General features: G+C 64.1%; 14 protein-coding genes. 10 read left to right on the plus strand and 4 right to left on the minus strand.

Annotated features, from left to right (window positions below; translation table 11 throughout):
- On the minus strand, positions 1-687 hold the full coding sequence (locus FR699_RS08775) for a TrkA family potassium uptake protein (RefSeq protein WP_158855180.1): 687 nt from the start codon (positions 685-687) through the stop codon (positions 1-3).
- A 125-nt stretch (positions 688-812) separates the two neighbouring features.
- Between FR699_RS08775 and FR699_RS08780 the strand changes: the two genes are divergently transcribed.
- The 4 genes from FR699_RS08780 (at position 813) to FR699_RS08795 (ending at position 3,633) form a co-directional block, all read left to right on the plus strand.
- Positions 813-1,043: an Lrp/AsnC ligand binding domain-containing protein gene (locus FR699_RS08780; RefSeq protein ID WP_154553147.1), complete on the plus strand. Its 231-nt coding sequence runs from the start codon at positions 813-815 to the stop codon at positions 1,041-1,043.
- 68 nt (positions 1,044-1,111) lie between these two features.
- Positions 1,112-1,453 carry a hypothetical protein gene (locus FR699_RS08785; RefSeq protein ID WP_154553146.1) on the plus strand — a complete coding sequence of 114 codons (342 nt, stop codon included), beginning with the start codon at positions 1,112-1,114 and terminating at the stop codon, positions 1,451-1,453.
- Between the two features lie 138 nt (positions 1,454-1,591).
- Positions 1,592-2,638 (plus strand): DNA repair and recombination protein RadA, encoded by a 1,047-nt coding sequence (gene radA / locus FR699_RS08790; protein ID WP_154553145.1) that lies wholly within the window; start codon positions 1,592-1,594, stop codon positions 2,636-2,638.
- Positions 2,639-2,730: 92 nt separating this feature from the next.
- Positions 2,731-3,633, plus strand: coding sequence for an acyltransferase (locus FR699_RS08795; protein ID WP_158855181.1), 903 nt, complete (start codon positions 2,731-2,733; stop codon positions 3,631-3,633).
- Positions 3,634-3,704: 71 nt separating this feature from the next.
- Here the strand turns inward: FR699_RS08795 and FR699_RS08800 are convergent, their stop codons facing one another.
- Entirely contained in the window at positions 3,705-7,442 is a 3,738-nt protein-coding gene (locus FR699_RS08800) for a glycosyl hydrolase (RefSeq protein ID WP_158855182.1), read from the minus strand.
- A 396-nt stretch (positions 7,443-7,838) separates the two neighbouring features.
- Between FR699_RS08800 and FR699_RS08805 the strand changes: the two genes are divergently transcribed.
- Both FR699_RS08805 and thsA read left to right on the plus strand, forming a co-directional pair.
- The gene (locus tag FR699_RS08805) at positions 7,839-8,387 is read left to right on the plus strand and encodes a KH domain-containing protein (RefSeq protein WP_154553142.1); all 549 of its coding nucleotides are present in this window, start codon (positions 7,839-7,841) and stop codon (positions 8,385-8,387) included.
- Between the two features lie 145 nt (positions 8,388-8,532).
- On the plus strand, positions 8,533-10,209 hold the full coding sequence (thsA, locus tag FR699_RS08810; RefSeq protein WP_158855183.1) for a thermosome subunit alpha: 1,677 nt from the start codon (positions 8,533-8,535) through the stop codon (positions 10,207-10,209).
- A gap of 524 nt (positions 10,210-10,733) precedes the next feature.
- On the opposite strand, the gene FR699_RS08815 is transcribed toward thsA, so the two are convergent.
- Complete coding sequence (locus tag FR699_RS08815; RefSeq protein ID WP_158855184.1) at positions 10,734-12,179, minus strand: serine/threonine protein kinase; 1,446 nt, start codon at positions 12,177-12,179, stop codon at positions 10,734-10,736.
- Between the two features lie 137 nt (positions 12,180-12,316).
- Between FR699_RS08815 and pheA the strand changes: the two genes are divergently transcribed.
- The 4 genes from pheA (at position 12,317) to FR699_RS08835 (ending at position 14,835) form a co-directional block, all read left to right on the plus strand.
- Positions 12,317-13,123, plus strand: coding sequence for a prephenate dehydratase (pheA, locus tag FR699_RS08820; protein WP_154553139.1), 807 nt, complete (start codon positions 12,317-12,319; stop codon positions 13,121-13,123).
- Between the two features lie 76 nt (positions 13,124-13,199).
- Positions 13,200-13,547, plus strand: coding sequence for a hypothetical protein (locus FR699_RS08825; protein ID WP_158855185.1), 348 nt, complete (start codon positions 13,200-13,202; stop codon positions 13,545-13,547).
- 210 nt (positions 13,548-13,757) lie between these two features.
- Positions 13,758-14,189, plus strand: coding sequence for an Hsp20/alpha crystallin family protein (locus FR699_RS08830; RefSeq protein WP_158855186.1), 432 nt, complete (start codon positions 13,758-13,760; stop codon positions 14,187-14,189).
- Between the two features lie 94 nt (positions 14,190-14,283).
- On the plus strand, positions 14,284-14,835 hold the full coding sequence (locus FR699_RS08835; RefSeq protein WP_158855727.1) for an NUDIX hydrolase: 552 nt from the start codon (positions 14,284-14,286) through the stop codon (positions 14,833-14,835).
- On the opposite strand, the gene FR699_RS08840 is transcribed toward FR699_RS08835, so the two are convergent.
- Positions 14,808-16,991, minus strand: a complete 2,184-nt coding sequence (locus FR699_RS08840) for an ATP-dependent DNA helicase (protein ID WP_233263389.1) — start codon at positions 16,989-16,991, stop codon at positions 14,808-14,810. The genes FR699_RS08835 and FR699_RS08840 overlap by 28 nt on opposite strands.
- Positions 16,992-17,017: the final 26 nt, after the last annotated feature.

Genomic DNA, 17,017 nt, shown 5'->3' on the forward strand with positions numbered 1-17,017 from the left:
TCAGACCCCTCCGATTGCCGGTTGGCCGGTATCCTCGCCGACGATCAACTGCCGGACGTCGCCCAGGACGGTGAAGTCCGCGAGAATGACCACCCGGTCGCCGGCTTCCAGTGAGTTATCGACGTCCGGCACGTCGACTGGATCGTCGTGTTTGCCAAACGCCAACAACCGTGCGTTGGCTGGGAGTTCGAGTTCGTTCAGGCTGTAGCCGTTGATCGGTGCCTGCTCGGTGACGGTGAATTGGATCAACTGGAGATGCTGGGCGATGTCCGCGATCGCGACGCTGTTGCCACCGAGCAGCGCGTTTTTCGCGGCGATCGCCCCCAGCCGCTCCGGGTAGATCACCTCGTCGACGGCATCGGCGTACTTCCGGTAGATCTCCTCGCGATAGTCCTCGTCGATACGCAGTACTGTCCGACAGCCGTGATGATCGGCGACCAGACAGGCGACGAAGTTGTCGTTGAGATCGCCCGTCAGCGCGCCAAGCGCATCCGCCGAGGCGAGATCAGCCTTCTCCAAGACCGGTTCGAGGCCGCCGTCTCCCTGGATGACCTCGAAACTGGCTTCGCGGGCGCGGTCGGCCGACTTCGGGTCGACTTCGACGAAGACGACCTCGTGGCCGCTCTCCCGAAGCGCCCGGCCGGTCCGCAACCCGACGCGCCCGGCACCCACGATAACGAATCGCATGGATCAACTATCCACGTGCGGACGAATAAAGCTATCCACGCCGGCGAAACCAGCGAGCGGTCGGCACCCCGCGAGAGCCGTTCCAGGGAAACCTTCATGTCATGGTATATCGTACCGTGACTAACATGGTACGAGCGTTCATCATGGTCAAGACGGTGGCTGGGAAAGCCGAGGGGATACTCGGCGACGTACGGACGGCAATCGGCGTCGAAGAAGCCCACGTCGTCGCAGGTCAGTACGATCTCATCGTCGAGGCCGAGCGCAACAGCGTCTACGAGGTCATGGAGTCCGTCGCCAGCGGGATCCGCGATATAGAGGGTGTCGCGGACACGCGGACGTACATGTGTCTAGAGTGACCCAGCAGGCCTGATCCGTTGGTCACCGCAAACGACATTGCAAAGAGAGTTCGGACCGTCGAGACGATATGGTCAGCGCTGTCGACGCTGTCGGGCTCGCCGTGATCGTGCTCGCGAACACGGCGATTGCCGCGCTCCTCACCCGGTTTTTCCGTGTCCGTCTACAGACCAAGTGGGGTGGCCCCGTCTTCGCTGTGCTGTTGGGGTCGCTGACGCTGGTGATCTCGACACTCGTCCTTGGCGGGTTCCTCCAACTCGGGCCGAACCTACAGAGCCACGGGACAGTCATCGGGATCACGATTGTTGCGCCGCTGGCCGTCGGACTCACGTTCGATTACTTCTGGATGCCGGCCCCGGCGGAGATCGACCTTCCCGAACGGGACGAACAGCGACCGCCCGAAAGCCGCTGATCGACGGTTCGAACGCTCTGAGCAGGCGGTGGCGACTGCACATGTTACACACCGAAACGTCGAGCGGAGGGATGCCGTATTTCACTTTCACCACGGTGTTAACGAGGCTTTATATGACAGGGCGAGCAACGCCGTGGTATGGCAGCATCCGAAGACCTCGAAGACCTACCGGGCGTCGGCCCGGCCACAGCCGAGAAGCTCACCGAGAACGGGTTCGACTCCTATCAGGGCATCGCCGTTGCGAGCCCGGGCGAGTTGTCCAACACGGCGGATATCGGCGAATCGAGTGCCTCAGATATCATCCAGGCCGCCCGCGAGGCCGCAGACATCGGCGGCTTCGAGTCCGGCGCTCAGGTACTAGAGCGGCGTGAACAGATCGGCAAGCTCACGTGGGGCGTCGACGAGATCGACGAGCTGCTGGGTGGCGGCGTCGAAACCCAGTCGATCACCGAAGTCTACGGAGAGTTCGGTGCCGGCAAGTCCCAGGTTACCCATCAGCTGTCGGTCAACGTCCAGTTGCCAGCCGAGCACGGCGGTCTGGAAGGCAGCGCGATTTTCATCGACAGTGAGGATACGTTCCGACCCGAGCGGATCGAGCAGATGGTCAAAGGGCTTGACGAAGAGGTAATCGCAGACACGATGGTTCTCCACGGGGTCGCCGGGGAAGACGAAGCCGACGCGGCCAACGAAGAGCTCGTCTCCGCCCTCGTCGAGTCGATCCTCGATAAGATCCACGTCGCCAAGGCCTTCAATTCGAACCACCAGATCCTACTGGCCGAAAAGGCCCAGGAACTCGCCAGCGAGGGCCAAGACGAGGAATTCCCCGTCCGCTTGCTCTCTGTGGACTCGCTGACAGCCCACTTCCGGGCCGAATACGTCGGCCGTGGCGAACTGGCCGACCGCCAACAGAAACTCAACAAGCACCTCCACGACCTGATGCGGGTTGGGGACCTCAACAACACCGCCGTCATCGTCACCAACCAGGTCTCGGCGAACCCGGACTCCTTTTTCGGTGATCCGACCCAGCCGATCGGCGGAAACATCCTCGGGCACACCTCGACGTTCCGGCTGTATCTCCGCAAGTCCAAAGGCGACAAGCGGATCGTCCGGCTGGTCGACGCGCCGAATCTACCCGACGGCGAGGGCGTGATGCGTGTCGAGGAAGGCGGGCTGATGCCCGAGTAAGGGACACGCGATCGCCTCTAGAAGAGGTCGATATCGCCCGGAAAGAGGACTAACGGCAACCCATTTGACCCCTGCCCCCCGTATGGGAGGCCATGACCAAACGCCGCGTTTCCTTTCCGCCGTTTGCCGAGGAAGGGCTCGAAGAGTTTCTCGCGGAGGTCGACGAGCGTCTCAGTAGCGACGAAGACACCTGCGGTGTAGTCGAGGACATCCTCGTCGATCTGCACGGCGACCGGGAGGCCTACGAACGCTGGCAGGACGGCGGGGACGTGACACCGGCCGAGCGGGTACGACTGCAGGGATACGACCCCTGTAACGCGACTGTAGAGAGCGAGTACTACGCCGAGAAAGACGAAGACCGCTACGAGGAGTCGAAATACCTACAGTGGCTCTGGCGGCAGTTCGACTCGACGCCGATGGCCGACAACGTTGCCTTCGCCCTTCGCTTCCGGCGGATGCTCGCCGGTCACCTCTTCGAGGACTGTGGGGAGGGCTGTCGGTTTTTCAAGGGAATCACGTTCTCGTACGGCCACAACATCACTGTCGGGGACAACGTCGTCATCCACGACGACGTCCACTTGGACGACCGCGGCCAGTTGACGATCGGCGATCGCGTCTCGATCGCGGACGATGTCCACGTCTACAGTCACGACCACGACGTCGTCGACCAGACGACGGTCCGCAACTACCACACGATCGTCGAAGACGACGTGCGATTGACCTACGATTCGATGGTCCGGGCCGGCGTGCGGGTCGGCGAGAACGCGATCCTCGCGGCAAAAGGCGTCGCCCAATCGGACATTCCAGCCCACCACGTGGCGGCCGGCACGCCAGCTACATCGATCAGCGTCAAGCCGGGCTGGGAGTCCGTGGCCGAGCCGATCGAGGGCGCAACCGAGGACCGCCGAGAGGAGCGCCGCCTCGAGATGGATATTCCGGACGGGCTGAACACGTTCGACGAGTTCCAGCGGGAGCTACAGCCACCAGATACCTGAAAGTCGGCCCCACCGGACGGTCTGACTGATTCGAGCAGTTCGCTCAAAACCGAGCGAGGGGGAGACCCACACTACAGTGTTTCGTCGTCGTCGTTGTGCAGAAGGTACGCACTGAGACCGAACAGCCCGAGGATCATGCTCACGACCGTAAAGCCTGGGCCACTGGTCGTCGTCGCCGTCGGTTCTGGCTCAGTTTTGGACTGTTGCTGTGGCGACTCGGGTGTCTCGGTCGCCGTCTCGGTTGCGGTCGGCGTGGCAGTTTCGGTCGGCGTCTCCTCGCCACCGCCGTCGAAGCGCATCCAGTCGAAGTTCCAGGCACCGCCGTCGGCGACGACACGGACGACGTGATCGCCGCCCGCTAACTGGACGTCTTTGGCTCCAGTCACCGTAGTATAGCCGGTCCAGCTACCGGTATTTGGCACGTCGATCTGGCCGGTGACGTCTTCGCCGTCGACCTCGATGTGAATCGGGCCGCCGCCTTCGGCAGAGGCGACGCTGACGATAATGTCGTACTCGGCGGTCGATTCGACAGTGACCGAGTATTCGAGCCACTCGCCTTCCGGGATGTAGCCGATCGTGTAGTTGCCGCCACCGGCGTCGCCGATGTCGACCGGGCCGTCCCGATAGTCGGCACCGGCCTGGTTGACATCGCTCGTCTCGTGATAGGAGACACCTTCACCGCCCTGGTCGAAGTGTTCGGCTTCGATCTTCCCGGGGATCTGGCGGCGCTCCCCCTGGAAGGGGCGCTGGGTCGCGCCTTCGGCGACAGTCTGTGCATCGACCGTGACCGGCCGGGATTCGTTGCCCGCTCCGTCGACCGCGACGACGCCAAACGTGTATTTCGTCCCGGGATCGAGATCGTCGAGCGCCACGCTCGTCTCTGCGGTCGTCGTGTACTCTTGGCCGTCGACGAGGACGGCGTAGTGATCGATACCGCTGCCTTCGCCGACGTCGCTGGCCGCCTCCCAGGAGAGATCGATCGACGTTTTCGACGGCGATCCAGTCTGGGGATTCCGTGGGGCGTTCGGGGGTGCCGTGTCCTCGCTATCGGTCGTGACGTCGATCGTCGCCTGTGGGGAGGCGTTCCCGAACGGATCGACTGCCTCGACGGCGATCGTGTAGTCGGTGCCCCGCGAGAGCTCGTCGATGCGGACTTCGGGGGCCCCGACCGTCGTGTACTCCTCGCCGTCGAGATACACGGCGTAATACTGGATTCCGGAGGGGTCCGTGGACCCGTCCCACGCGAGTTCGGTCGCGTAACTGTTGGTCATCGTCGCTTCGAGGTTCGACGGCGTGGACGGGGCCGCGGTATCCGGCTCGTAGTGCTCGGCGGTCGATTCGACGACGATCTCCCCGGCAGGGACGGACAGTTCCATCCCGTCGGAGAAGCTGGCAGTGATCTCTGCCGAGTCGGCGTTGTAGGCGACGTACGTTCGCGTCTCGCCGTCCTCGAAGACCTGGTGGAAGGGGACGTCGCCGACGACATCCGTATCGACCAGGCCAGCGCCCTCGATGAAGTGGACGAAGTTGTAGATGAACGGCGAGGAGTTGCCGCCCGGACCGACCGGCAGTGCCTCGTCGACGAGTGAGGCAGCTTCCGATGGGTTCGACATCGCCCGATAGCCCCACGCAGTAGGCTCGAAGCCACCCAGGAATCCGGTTTCCGGGTTCTCGCCGTCGAGGTGACGGTCACGCGCGTCCAGCAGTGCCTGCCAGTTCGCGTTGGCGTACGTGGTGTCGTGGCCGAGATAGAACGAGTGGCCGCCGATCGGCAACCAGTTGATGCCAAAGACCTCGATAGGATCGGATGCGGCCCACCACAGCGACCGCCAATAGCCACCACCCCAGACGTTCGAGGCGTACTCGAAGTCCGGCCCCGCGGTCCCAAAGGAATCGAAGTTCGCGCCCCAGTCGTCGGGCAGGGAGTCGTCTTCGGGGTCGAACCAGTAGTCCCAGACCGAGGCCGTCTCCTGAGTGTACAGGAAGATACCGGCGTCCCGGAGGGCGTCGTCACCGGTCATCTCGCCCCAGCGGATCATCGCCGCGTAGGCCATGACCGCCTCGGAAGACGATTCCTGGTTGTTGCCCTTGGGGTTCCCAACGGTCCCGCCAGCCCAGGAGTGGCCACCATAGACGTCGAAGTTCCGCAGGAATGGGAAGGCGTTTTTCGGATCGCCGGCGGGATCGAGGGCCGCGTCGTGGTCGGGCCGTTCCCAGTTTGCGTAATCCCGGATCAAACGGTTGACCATGCCGCCCCAGTTGTCCTCACTTGCCCACTCGGGATTCGTTCGTGCGGCCTCGGCGGCCCCGTAGACGAAGTACCCGTAGTGGAAGTGGTGGTCGGTGATCGCTGCGACCGAGCCAAAGTCGGTCGGGTATTCGAACAGCGAGCCCAGCGCGTCGTCGTAGTAGAACAGCTCCTGACCGGCCTCGGTCCCCATCGAGGTATCGCCCGCCGTCAACCAGGCTTCGAGCCGATCAGTGACGGCGGTGGTGAAGTACTCTTGGGCTTCGGTCTGGCCGGTCTGTTGGGCGATCGGCGCGACCACGCTGTTACGATAGAAGTCCTTGCCGACCCAGTAGGCGCTGTGTGGCGCTGGCCACTCGTACCGATCGTTATCTTCCATCAGGCCCGTAACGTACGATTCCAGCTGAGCCATGTCCTGGGTCCCGTCTGTCGACTCGAAGGGGAGGATTCCCTGGTAGGTATGGGCCGTCGTGAACGACGTGCCCGTCTTGACCTTCATCTCGCCCCGTGGCGACCAGTAGGTGACGTCGGCGAATGGCTCCTCGGCGTACTTCCACTGGTGGGGAAACAGCGCCGTCAGCGTGCCCTCAGCCGTACTCTCGGGCTTGGCCTCGGTCTCGAAGGAGTAGGTCGTCCGGACTTCGGAGACGGGGTTGCCCTCGTCGTCGGTCTGGACGTACTCCCAATCGATCGTCGTCCCGACGACGTGGTTGTACGCGTATTCTTCGAACGTCGAGAGCAGATCAGTGCTCGCCTCCGGGAGGACTGCGACCGTCAGGGAGGTGCCGTCACCGAGCCCAGAGGTGAGTGTCGCCGTCCCGAGTCCCTCCCAGCTCGCCGAAGACGGGGCGAAGATGCCAAAGTGCTGGTCGTAGTGTTCGCCTTCGACGGTCACGCCGAGCACGTTGCCCTGGTCGGCAAACACCGAGACCTGCTCGTCTTGGGCCGGTTCGTCCGCGGCATCTGTCAGCGTGAGTTCGGCGGGGCCGCCAACACACTCGGCGAACAAAAAGGGCGAGCCCCGCGCCTGCGTCACGTCCACCCACATATTCGCGGTGGCCCCCAATCGCGTCTGGACGTGCCAGTCGCCCCAGTCGTTGACACGTGCATCCTCGAATTCGTCGACTCTCTGGTGACCGACGACCAGTCCAGGCGTGTTGTCCCAGTCAGCGACGATCGTGTCCTGCTCGGCCGGATCGCCCGCCCACGCCGTCGGGTGTTTGATAGTCAAGCCGTTCTCGCCGGGATCGGAATAGTAGGGGAGGCCAATGACAGGGCCGGAACTGAACGTTCCAAACAGCAGCCCACTCCACCAATCGTTGGTCGGAATCGGTGGCGACACGTTCTCCGTGACGTATTCGGGTGTCGGGGGGGACGGATAGTCGTACCCTGCCGGGATCGCTGTCGTGAAGCTCCCTGAACCGACGGAGACGACGTCGTCGTCGTTAACTTCGGCCGCTACGGTACCTGCTGTCGCGCCGGCAGCACCTGCAGCACCAACGCCTTTGACGAACGTCCGCCGGGAAAGATCCAGCGACGGCGTATCGGTATTGTCTGACATAGTTGAATCGTAGAGCAGGCTCTCTCACGCGGGCTACCATGTCCGGTGCATCGCGACCGTGGCCCCCTCGGAGCCACGGCGACACCGGATGTCCACCACATTGCCACACGGTGAGGAGTTCCTGTCCGGTGAGTGCGTACCTTCCCCCCATACTTTATTATATTGTAAGAAAAAGTTCGTTCATTCTTCTACCTAAAATTTTTCTGATATGTGGCGACTCAGTACGCATCGGGTGAGAGCTGAGAGTCGAGTCCAGTTCGGGGGATGGGTAAAAAGAGAGCAGGCGCCAGACAGGTTGCCAACGAAGGTGTCGGGGTCGACACAGAGACGAGTGAGAAGACATACTGGGCCGTGACCGTGGACTTAACTTCGCGTGCGTGCAATCAGCAAGTAGTTATGCAACACGTGAAGATTCCGCAGGACCGGATTGGTGTGGTGATCGGCGAGGGAGGTGAGACGATGCGAGAGATCGAAGATCGGGCCGAGGTTCGCTTGGACATCGATTCCGAGACCGGCCAGGTCGCTATCGAGTCGGTCGGCGATCCCGTCACCGGCCTGAAAGGGCCGGATATCGTGAAGGCGATCGGGCGCGGATTCGCCCCCGAAGACGCCTTCCGATTGCTCGAAGAAGACATGGCGCTGTTCGACGTCGTCGACATCGACGCTGCTGCGCGCAATCCGAACGATCTCAAACGCATCAAAGGTCGACTCATCGGCGAAGACGGTCGAACCCGGGAGTTGATGGAGGAATTGACTGGCGCAGCGGTCGTCATCTACGGGTCGACACTATCGATCATCGGCGGCCCCGAACAGGTCGAAGCCGTCAGGGACGCCACGGAAATGATCCTCGACGGCGCGCCACACGGGTCGGTGTATTCGTTCCTCGAACGCCGCCACAACGAGATGAAGCGAGCCGGTCTGGAATACCACCAGTTCACCGGCTAACTACCGGGCGCGAGCAGCCACTTAAACGCCTCTGCGAAACGTTACCACAGGCAGCAAAACGCCCGTCTGTGAGGGCGGCCGTGGCGAAGGACCGACGGATTTATATAGAATCACATTCAATCATCGTTTGACTATGGCTCAACAGATGGGTAACCAGCCCCTTATCGTACTCTCAGAGGACAGCCAGCGAACCTCCGGGAAAGACGCGCAGTCGATGAACATCACGGCCGGGAAGGCCGTCGCCGAGTCCGTCCGGACCACACTGGGTCCGAAGGGCATGGACAAGATGCTCGTCGACGACGTCGGTGGAGTCGTCGTCACCAACGACGGCGTGACCATCCTCGAAGAGATGGACATCGAGCATCCGGCCGCGAACATGATCGTCGAAGTCGCCCAGACCCAAGAGGACGAGGTCGGCGACGGGACGACCACGGCAGTCGTCATCGCGGGCGAACTTCTGACGAAGGCCGAGGATCTCCTCGATCAGGACATCCACGCCACCATTCTCGCACAGGGCTATCGCCAGGCCGCAGAGAAGGCAAAAGAGATTCTCGAGGAGAACGCCATCGACATCTCCGCCGATGACACCGAGAAGCTCGAATCCATCGCCGCGACGGCGATGACCGGCAAAGGCGCCGAGTCCGCCCGGGACACGCTCTCGGAGCTCGTCGTCCAGGCCGTCCAGTCAGTGGCCGACGAAAACGAGATCGACACGGACAACGTCCAGCTCGAAACCGTCGTCGGCGGTTCGATCGACGAGTCCGAACTCGTCGAAGGCGTCCTCATCGACAAGGAGCGCGTTCACGAGAACATGCCCTACGCCGTCGAGGACGCCGACGTCGCGTTGCTCGACACCGCAATCGAAGTCCGCGAGACCGAGGTCGACGCCGAGGTCAACGTCACCGACCCCGACCAGCTCCAGGAGTTCCTCGACCAGGAAGAAGAACAGCTCGAAGAGATGGTCGAGAAACTCAAGGCGGCCGGTGCTGACGTCGTCTTCTGTCAGAAGGGCATCGACGACATGGCCCAGCACTACCTCGCCCAGGAGGGCATTCTCGCGGTCCGCCGCGCGAAAACCTCCGACATGAAGGCTCTCTCGCGTGCCACGGGCGCACGCCTCGTCTCCAACATCGACGACATCACCGAGGAAGACCTCGGCTTTGCCGGCAGCGTCGCCCAGAAGGAAGTCGCTGGCGACAGCCGGATCTTCGTCGAAGATGTCGACGACGCCAAGGCCGTCACGATGATCCTCCGCGGTGGCACCGAACACGTCGCCGACGAGGTCAAACGCGCCATCGAGGACGCGCTGGGTGTCGTCCGCGTCACGCTCGAAGACGGCAAGGTCCTGCCTGGCGGTGGGGCTCCGGAAGCAGAACTCGCACTGGGCCTGCGTGCCTACGCCGACTCCGTGGGCGGGCGCGAACAGCTGGCCGTCGAGGCCTTCGCGGACGCGATCGACGTCGTCCCGCGCACGCTCGCCGAGAACGCCGGACTCGACCCGATCGACTCGCTGGTCGACCTGCGCAGCCAGCACGACGGTGGCCAGCAGGGCGTCGGACTGGACGCCTACACTGGCGACGTCGTCGACATGGAAGACGACGGTGTCGTCGAACCGCTGCGCGTCAAGACCCAGGCTGTCGAAAGTGCGACGGAGGCCGCCGTGATGATCCTCCGCATCGACGACGTCATCGCTGCCGGCGACCTCAAGGGCGGCGGCACTGACGACGACGAAGACGAAGGACCCGGTGCCGGCGGCCCTGGCGGTATGGGCGGCGGCATGGGCGGTATGGGCGGCATGGGCGGCATGGGCGGCGCGATGTAAGTTCGGTCGAAGACCGAACGTTATCGTCCGCCGAGCGTCCCACAGCACAGATACTGTGAGAGGGGCAACACCCTCGTCGAAGTGGCCCGCAGAGCCGATCTCTGGGGGAGCCTCGTTTCCAAGCGAACGGCGACGCCGTGAGTCGGCGAGGCCCACTCACACCCCATCCCGACCAGTCGTTGCGTCGAACACTGCGGTTGTCTGCGTTTTTCTCTTTGGTCACGGTGAAACGGCACGCGATCGAGTAGCGACTGTTGGGGACAAAATGACTGAGCACAGCCGGGTGCGTCCGCGCAAATCGGGGCTCGATCGAACGCAGCGGCGAGCGCGTTACACGCCGAAAGCGTTCCGGCGGTCGTCGCATCCGCGCCGACCACAGACCGGTGCCAGCTGGCAAACGAGAGGCCAACGTTCGTGACAGCGAGACCGTCGACACCGAGACACGTAGACGAGCCACGGCAACACGACGACGCCGAGGATGACCGTAGCGGTGTCGACGCAAATCAGGAGATGGCGAGGAGAGCTCACCCGACGTGTTTCAACTGGCGATACAACTGGGTCGCCGTCTCGAAGCGGGTGAGCTTCCGTGGTGCCATCGCTTTTGCAACCACCTCGTCGATGGATTCGGGCACGTTCGGCCGGACGTCACTGGGGACCGGCGTCCCGTCCGCGAGAATCGATTCCCGGACGGTCGCGTACTCGCCATCGTAGGGCGGCTGGCCCGCGAACAGTCGGTAGATCACCGCTCCGAGGTGATAGACGTCTGTGGCGTGATCGATCTGGCCGAACCGATCGTCGAAATACTCGGGAGCGGCGTAGCGCGGATCGAGGTACTCGACGGGATCGAAGTAGTCCCGAATGACAGTCATCACCCCGAGATGGGAAAGACTCGGGGCCGGGTCGGATTCGAACCCGGCTGCCGGATACACCACGTCGTGGGGGTCGATCCCGCCGTGGACGAGGCCGCGTTCGGTCACGGCGGCGAGGCCAGCGGCGAGTTCACGAGCGTCCCGCAACGCCACGCCCAGTTCCGGGGGATCGCGGTCGGCGAGGGTCGATTCGGTTCGCGGGGTGGCCACCCACGGCCGGGGATGGTCGCCGTAGTCCGCAACAGCGGCAATGCCAGTCGTCTCGTCGGCTGCCTGCCACTGTCCGAGGCGTTCGTGGACAGCCGATCCATAGGCCGTGGCGTCGTCACCCGGCTTATCGAAAAAGAGGAGATCGATCCCGTATTCGGCCTGTTCCATCCGTGCTTTCGACGGCAAGACGTGGCCGTACCGGCCCCGACGGGGTGGTTCGATTACACTCACCTCGTCGAAGGCACTGACCAACTGGACGGCAGCGAACGATTGTGAGTTCTCGGCGGCCTGGATCCGTCGGCGCCGCTCGGCCACCGGATCGATCGTGTCCTCGTCGCCCGTGGCTGCGTCCGGAATCGAGGCGTCCGCGTGTTCGACGGCCGCCTCGTCCGGCTCGGAATCGTCGGGCGCGGTAGGCGGTGTGGGCTCGTCGGGAATCGATCGTTGGTGGACAGTGACGCCATCGTTAGGGGCATCGACGACTTGCTTTGGTTCGGCGGCGACCGCGCCCCCACCGTCGGCCCGGAGCTCCGCATCGAAGTCCCAGCTCGTGGTTTTCCGGACCGCCCGGACGACCTTCCCGTCGAAGCGACGAAGCGCGTCGCCGACCCGCTCGGGATGGCGCTCGTGTAACGACGAGAGCGTCCGGACCAGTGGCTCGGTCGGCGTCCGATCGGCCGCTTTGACGAGGCGGTCGGCGAGTTCCGCACCCAGGGTCGGACGCTCGTCTGCCAGCCGGCAGGCCGTCCAGGCGGCGCTGACGCGGGTTCGCCGGGCCTCCGCACCCAAGCCGTCGAGGACCGACGGGAGAACCAACGAGAGCACCTCCTGGGCGTCGGGCTCGCTGGCCCGGTTGGTACCCGAGTCTCCGTCGTGGGGATCGGCGCCCATCGTGTGACGGATTCGTCCCCGGAACCAAGAACCTCAGTCAGACGACTGTCACACGGTAGCGGCCCGACGCCGGATCGGCCGGTAGCCTCCCTGTGCCGACCGCGACGCTTTAGGGCCGGAGCGTCGAAGCCACTCCCATGCGAACGCTCACGCTGGGGCCAGCAGGCACCTACTCCCACCGAGCTGCCTCGGCAGTCTCGGAGTCAGTCGAGTTCACCGAATCGGTCGCGACAATCGTCGAGACCGTTTCGAGCGGGGAGTACGACCGTGGCGTCATTCCCATCGAGAACAGCATCGAGGGCAGCGTCACCGAATCGCTCGACAGCCTGACCGACTCGGAGGTGGCAGTCGTCGGCGAGGTCATCACGCCGATCCGCCACGCACTACTCGCCCAGGACGAGGCCTTCGAGACGGTCGCCAGCCACGCCCAGGCGCTGGCCCAATGTCGTGGCTATCTGGCCGATACCTACCCGGGAGCCGAGTTAGAAGCGGTCGCCAGCACCGCCCGCGGCGTCGCACACGCCCGGGAAGACCCGACGATCGCGGCCATCGGCCACCCCGACAACGCCGAGGAAGACCTGTCGGTCCTGGCCGAAGACATCCAGGATCGATCCTCGAATGCGACCCGGTTTTTCGTCATCGCCGGCCCCAAGGAGCGCTCGACCGAGGGCGGCAAGACCTCCCTGATCGTCTACCCCAACGTCGACTATCCCGGTCTCCTGTTGGAACTGCTGGAGCCCTTTGCCGAGCGGGACGTCAACCTCTCGCGGTTGGAATCCCGGCCCAGCGGCGAGCGACTGGGCGACTATCTGTTCCACATCGACGTCGAAGCCGGGCTGTACGAACACCGGCTACAGGACGCACTGGAGGACATCGAGGAACTGGCCAGCGAGGGGTGGGTGCGACGACTCGGCTCGTACGATACCCAGCACGTCGTGGAGTGATCTGGCCTCGCCGGACGGACATATGCTCCCGCCACCGACCGCCACCGTCTTTTAGGAGGGCCGTCTGCGCCGAGACATGGACGAACTCTGGTTCGTCGCGGGCGGCGCAGGCCTCGTCCTCGCGATCGTGGTGATCCTGTGGGTTGGACGGTCCTCCGAGCAGGCAGCGTCACAGCAGGCACATGAGGCCGCCCAGGGCCGGGAGCCACCGGTCGAGGTCGGCGACGTCTACGAGTTCGGCGTCGTCGAGTTCACCGAGCACCACTCGGGTGCGCGGATCGCCGTCGGAAAGGTCGAGGGGTTCGTGCTGTTTACCGAGGACGTCCCAAGCGACGTCAGCGAAGGCGACGTCATCAACGGGAAGGTACTCTCGTTCAACGAGGGGCGGACCTCGGCGGATGCGACGTTCGTCGGCAGACCCTGAGGGCCGACGACAGCATCGCTGACGGACAGACGATTGCCGCCCGAGAGAACAATTCCAGAGCGCGGGCCGAACACTTCGCCCAGCGCAGAGAGGGACCGCAAACGACAGTGTGCCCTCCGGCAACCAGAGAATCGACAGCGGCCGTACACTCCCATGACAGCCAAGACGACAGTTAAGACCCTGGCCGACCGACATCGATGCGGAGAACCCATGCCATCCAAACCCAACCCATTCGACGAGATCGAACGGCTGTTCGAACAGATGGGCCGCCAGTTCGAGTCCTTCGACCCGATGGACGTCGGGGGCTCGCTCGGGGGTATCCCGGTCAACGTCCGCGACGAGGACGAGCAGTTGGTCGTCACGGCGGACCTGCCGGGCTACGTGACCGACGACATCGACGTAACGCTGCCCGACGCGACGACCCTTCGGATCAGCGCGGAGACCGACACGGACGTCACGGACGCAGACGGTGAGTTCGTCCGCCGGGAGCGTCGCCAGCAGTCGGTCAGCCGGTCGGTGTCGCTACCGGAGCGGATCGCCGAAGACGAAACCGACGCCAGCTATCAACACGGTGTCCTGACGGTGACCCTGCCCAAGGAACAACCCGACGACGGCGGTGGACGAACCATCCCCGTCAACTGATCGCGACCGCCGGGTCGGGAAAGGCGAGTCACGAGGGACCGCCGGCCGAGAGACGACAGGGAAGTTCTTGAGTGGCCCGCTCGAAAGTTGACCAATGACAGCGGCTCCGGCCTATTGTCCCCACTGCGGGACGATGCTCGAAAAGCGACAGCGAGAAGGGCGATTGCGGCGCTTCTGTCCAGACTGTGAGTGGGTGGTCTACCGGAACCCCGACCCCGCGGCTGGCGTCCTCGTCGTCCGCGAGGACCCACCCTCGGTCCTGTTGGTCAAACGTAGCAGCGCCCCGGCAGCAGGCCGGTGGAGCCTTCCCGCAGGCTACCTGGAATGGGACGAACCGGCTCGAAAAGCGGCCGTCCGGGAATTGCGGGAAGAAACCACACTCTCAGTCGCCCCCGAGGACGCCTCGCTGGTTTCGACGCGACTCCGCCCGGGTGCCCACGGCGGCTACACGCTGGTCGTGATTTACATGACCCCGGCCACCGCCGTCGACGGGACGCCAACGGCAGGGTCAGATGCCGCTGCAGTCCGGTATTTCGAGCGCGAGGAGCTGGATCCGGCTGCCTTGGAGCCAGATTATCGGGCTGTTTTCGAGGACGCGATCGACGCCGTCGTGGACGATCAAGGGGCGGGCGGATCGCCGTCGTAGGCCTCGACGTCGGCATAGAAGTTCAGCAATCCGAACTTGAGCTTGCCGGGGTCGACGTCGATCATCTCGCTCCGTTCGGCCGGTGGAAACGTGCCACGGACGGCGTACTCGGGCATCTGGATCTCCGCGTCTTCGGTGTATCGCCGGTCGATCAGTACCCGCGCCCCGAAGTCCTCGGGCGAGCGGATCACCCGCCCCATCGCCTGACGCGTCTTGCGAACGGTGGGAATCTCGACGGCGTAGCGCCACCCGGCATCCTCGCCGTCGAAGGCCGTCTCGTAGGCCGCCTGGACGGCCTCCATGCGCTCGTCGAGATAGGGATAAGGCACGCCGACGACCAGGACCGTCCGGGCGTCGTCGCCGTCGAAACTGACGCCCTCAGCCAGCGTCCCCCACAGCGAGGTGAACAGCACACCGTCGTCGTCAGCGGTGAACGTCTCCCGTAACTCCTGGGCGCGGGTGCCGGGTTCGTCGAGGTAGCGGGCCCCCTCGATATTCACACGGTCGTGATACCGCTCGGCCTCGGCGTAACTCGGGAAAAAAGCGAGGGTGTTGCCCGGTGTCATCCGGGCGGCGTCCTCGATGACACCCGCGACAGTATCCTGGAGTTCGGGTTCGTCACGCCGGCTGGCAAACAGCGCGGGGACGTCGACCGCGTAGGTGCGTCGGCGCTCCGCAGGGAACTGTGGGCCGTAGGCCATCGTCACCGGGTCCTCGAGCCCCAACACGTCCTCGGTCACGTCGAACGGACGGAGGGTTGCACTCATCAACACGGTCGCGTAGAGATCCTCGAACAGCCCGCTGGTGACGCGCTGAGGGATGGCCGTGTACAGTTCCGCCCGGCCGTACAGATCGCCGTTATCGTCGTCTCGGCGGACGCTCACCACCGGATAGAGCCCCGACTCGTCGCTCTCGGCCAGCCAGGCCTCGAAGAACGTCGCCGCCTGGAGGGTCGGACACTCCTTGCGGACGCTCGTCTCGCCGTCCTTGAAGGCGTCTTCGTACTGCTGGTCGAGGGCCTGCCCGAGTTTGAGTGCACTCGCTAAGTCGTCGCTGACCCCCTGGCCCGTGTAGTGCTGGAGGAGCGACAGGGTGAGATCGTCCCGGCGGTCGTCGTTGTCGATCGCGAGGTCCTCCCAGTCGTCCTCGATCGTCTCCCGTTGGCCGAATGCCAGGGCGTCTTCGTAGGTTTCCTGGAGGGCCGTGTGGATCGTCGTCAGGACGTTCCGCGCGGCATCGGCCCGTGGATCGTCACTTCCGTCGAGTTCGTCGAGAGCGCGTTCGAGCGTGGGTTCGGCCAGCGTCCGGCGGGCGTGATCGCGGGCGGCGTCAGCGACGTTGTGAGCCTCGTCGAAGACTGCGATCACGTCACTCGGGTCCCGGCCCAGCCAGCGGAAGAACTGCTCGCGAACGAACGGGTCCAGCAGGTGGTGGTAGTTGCAGATGACCAGATCGACGCCCTCGATGCCGTCTTTCAGGAGTTCGTATCCGCAAAAGCCCTGCCGCTCGGCGTACTCGTAAACCTCGTCCGGCGTCCGAACGTCGTCGTACAGCCACGCGTAGAAGTCGTCAGTATCGCTCGTGAGATTGTGGTAGTAGTGCTCACAGGTCGATTGCTCTTCGCGCAGGGTTTGGAGTTCTTCGCCGACGCTCTCGAGTTCGTCCATGATTGCCGAGCGAGCCTCGGCCGCGTCGCCGTCGCCTGCCTGGCTCTCTTCTAAGAGGTCGCGCTGACGGCGTTCGAGGTCGGCCCGTTCGCTCTCGGCGTCGACGAGATCGTGAGTCGTATCCCGCAACGCCTGACACTCCTCGTAGCCCACGTCGATGTGACACATCGAAGCCTTCCCGCGGAAGACGATCGCCCGGATGGACTCCTGGTGGTTGATCGCCCGGGCCTCCGCGGTGAACTGGCGCATCTGCTGGTGGACGTTGGTCGTGATGACGACCGTCTTGTCGGTTCGGCGAGCGTGTTCCAGTGCGGGCGTCAGCGCCGCCAGCGTCTTGCCCGTCCCCGTGGCCCCTTCGAGCAGTACGTCCGATGCATCTTCGAGTGCTTCGGCGATTCCCTCGATGGCCTCGCGCTGGTGGTCGTATGGCTCGTCGTAGGGGAAAAACCGCTCGTATGGGGAGTCTGGATCGTCGTCCGGGATCACCACGTCTCGCCGTTCGATTCTATCGGATA

It is taken from the genome of Halorhabdus sp. CUG00001 (assembly GCF_009797925.1).
Classification (GTDB): Archaea; Halobacteriota; Halobacteria; order Halobacteriales; family Haloarculaceae; genus Halorhabdus.

Excerpts from the sequence above, each read along its gene's own strand:
- FR699_RS08775 (WP_158855180.1), bottom strand. The coding sequence starts at position 687 with ATGCGATTCGTTATCGTGGGTGCCGGGCGCGTCGGGTTGCGGACCGGC.
- FR699_RS08780 (WP_154553147.1), top strand. The coding sequence starts at position 813 with ATGGTACGAGCGTTCATCATGGTCAAGACGGTGGCTGGGAAAGCCGAG.
- FR699_RS08785 (WP_154553146.1), top strand. The coding sequence starts at position 1,112 with ATGGTCAGCGCTGTCGACGCTGTCGGGCTCGCCGTGATCGTGCTCGCG.
- radA (WP_154553145.1), top strand. The coding sequence starts at position 1,592 with ATGGCAGCATCCGAAGACCTCGAAGACCTACCGGGCGTCGGCCCGGCC.
- FR699_RS08795 (WP_158855181.1), top strand. The coding sequence starts at position 2,731 with ATGACCAAACGCCGCGTTTCCTTTCCGCCGTTTGCCGAGGAAGGGCTC.
- FR699_RS08800 (WP_158855182.1), bottom strand. The coding sequence starts at position 7,442 with ATGTCAGACAATACCGATACGCCGTCGCTGGATCTTTCCCGGCGGACG.
- FR699_RS08805 (WP_154553142.1), top strand. The coding sequence starts at position 7,839 with ATGCAACACGTGAAGATTCCGCAGGACCGGATTGGTGTGGTGATCGGC.
- thsA (WP_158855183.1), top strand. The coding sequence starts at position 8,533 with ATGGGTAACCAGCCCCTTATCGTACTCTCAGAGGACAGCCAGCGAACC.
- FR699_RS08815 (WP_158855184.1), bottom strand. The coding sequence starts at position 12,179 with ATGGGCGCCGATCCCCACGACGGAGACTCGGGTACCAACCGGGCCAGC.
- pheA (WP_154553139.1), top strand. The coding sequence starts at position 12,317 with ATGCGAACGCTCACGCTGGGGCCAGCAGGCACCTACTCCCACCGAGCT.
- FR699_RS08825 (WP_158855185.1), top strand. The coding sequence starts at position 13,200 with ATGGACGAACTCTGGTTCGTCGCGGGCGGCGCAGGCCTCGTCCTCGCG.
- FR699_RS08830 (WP_158855186.1), top strand. The coding sequence starts at position 13,758 with ATGCCATCCAAACCCAACCCATTCGACGAGATCGAACGGCTGTTCGAA.
- FR699_RS08835 (WP_158855727.1), top strand. The coding sequence starts at position 14,284 with ATGACAGCGGCTCCGGCCTATTGTCCCCACTGCGGGACGATGCTCGAA.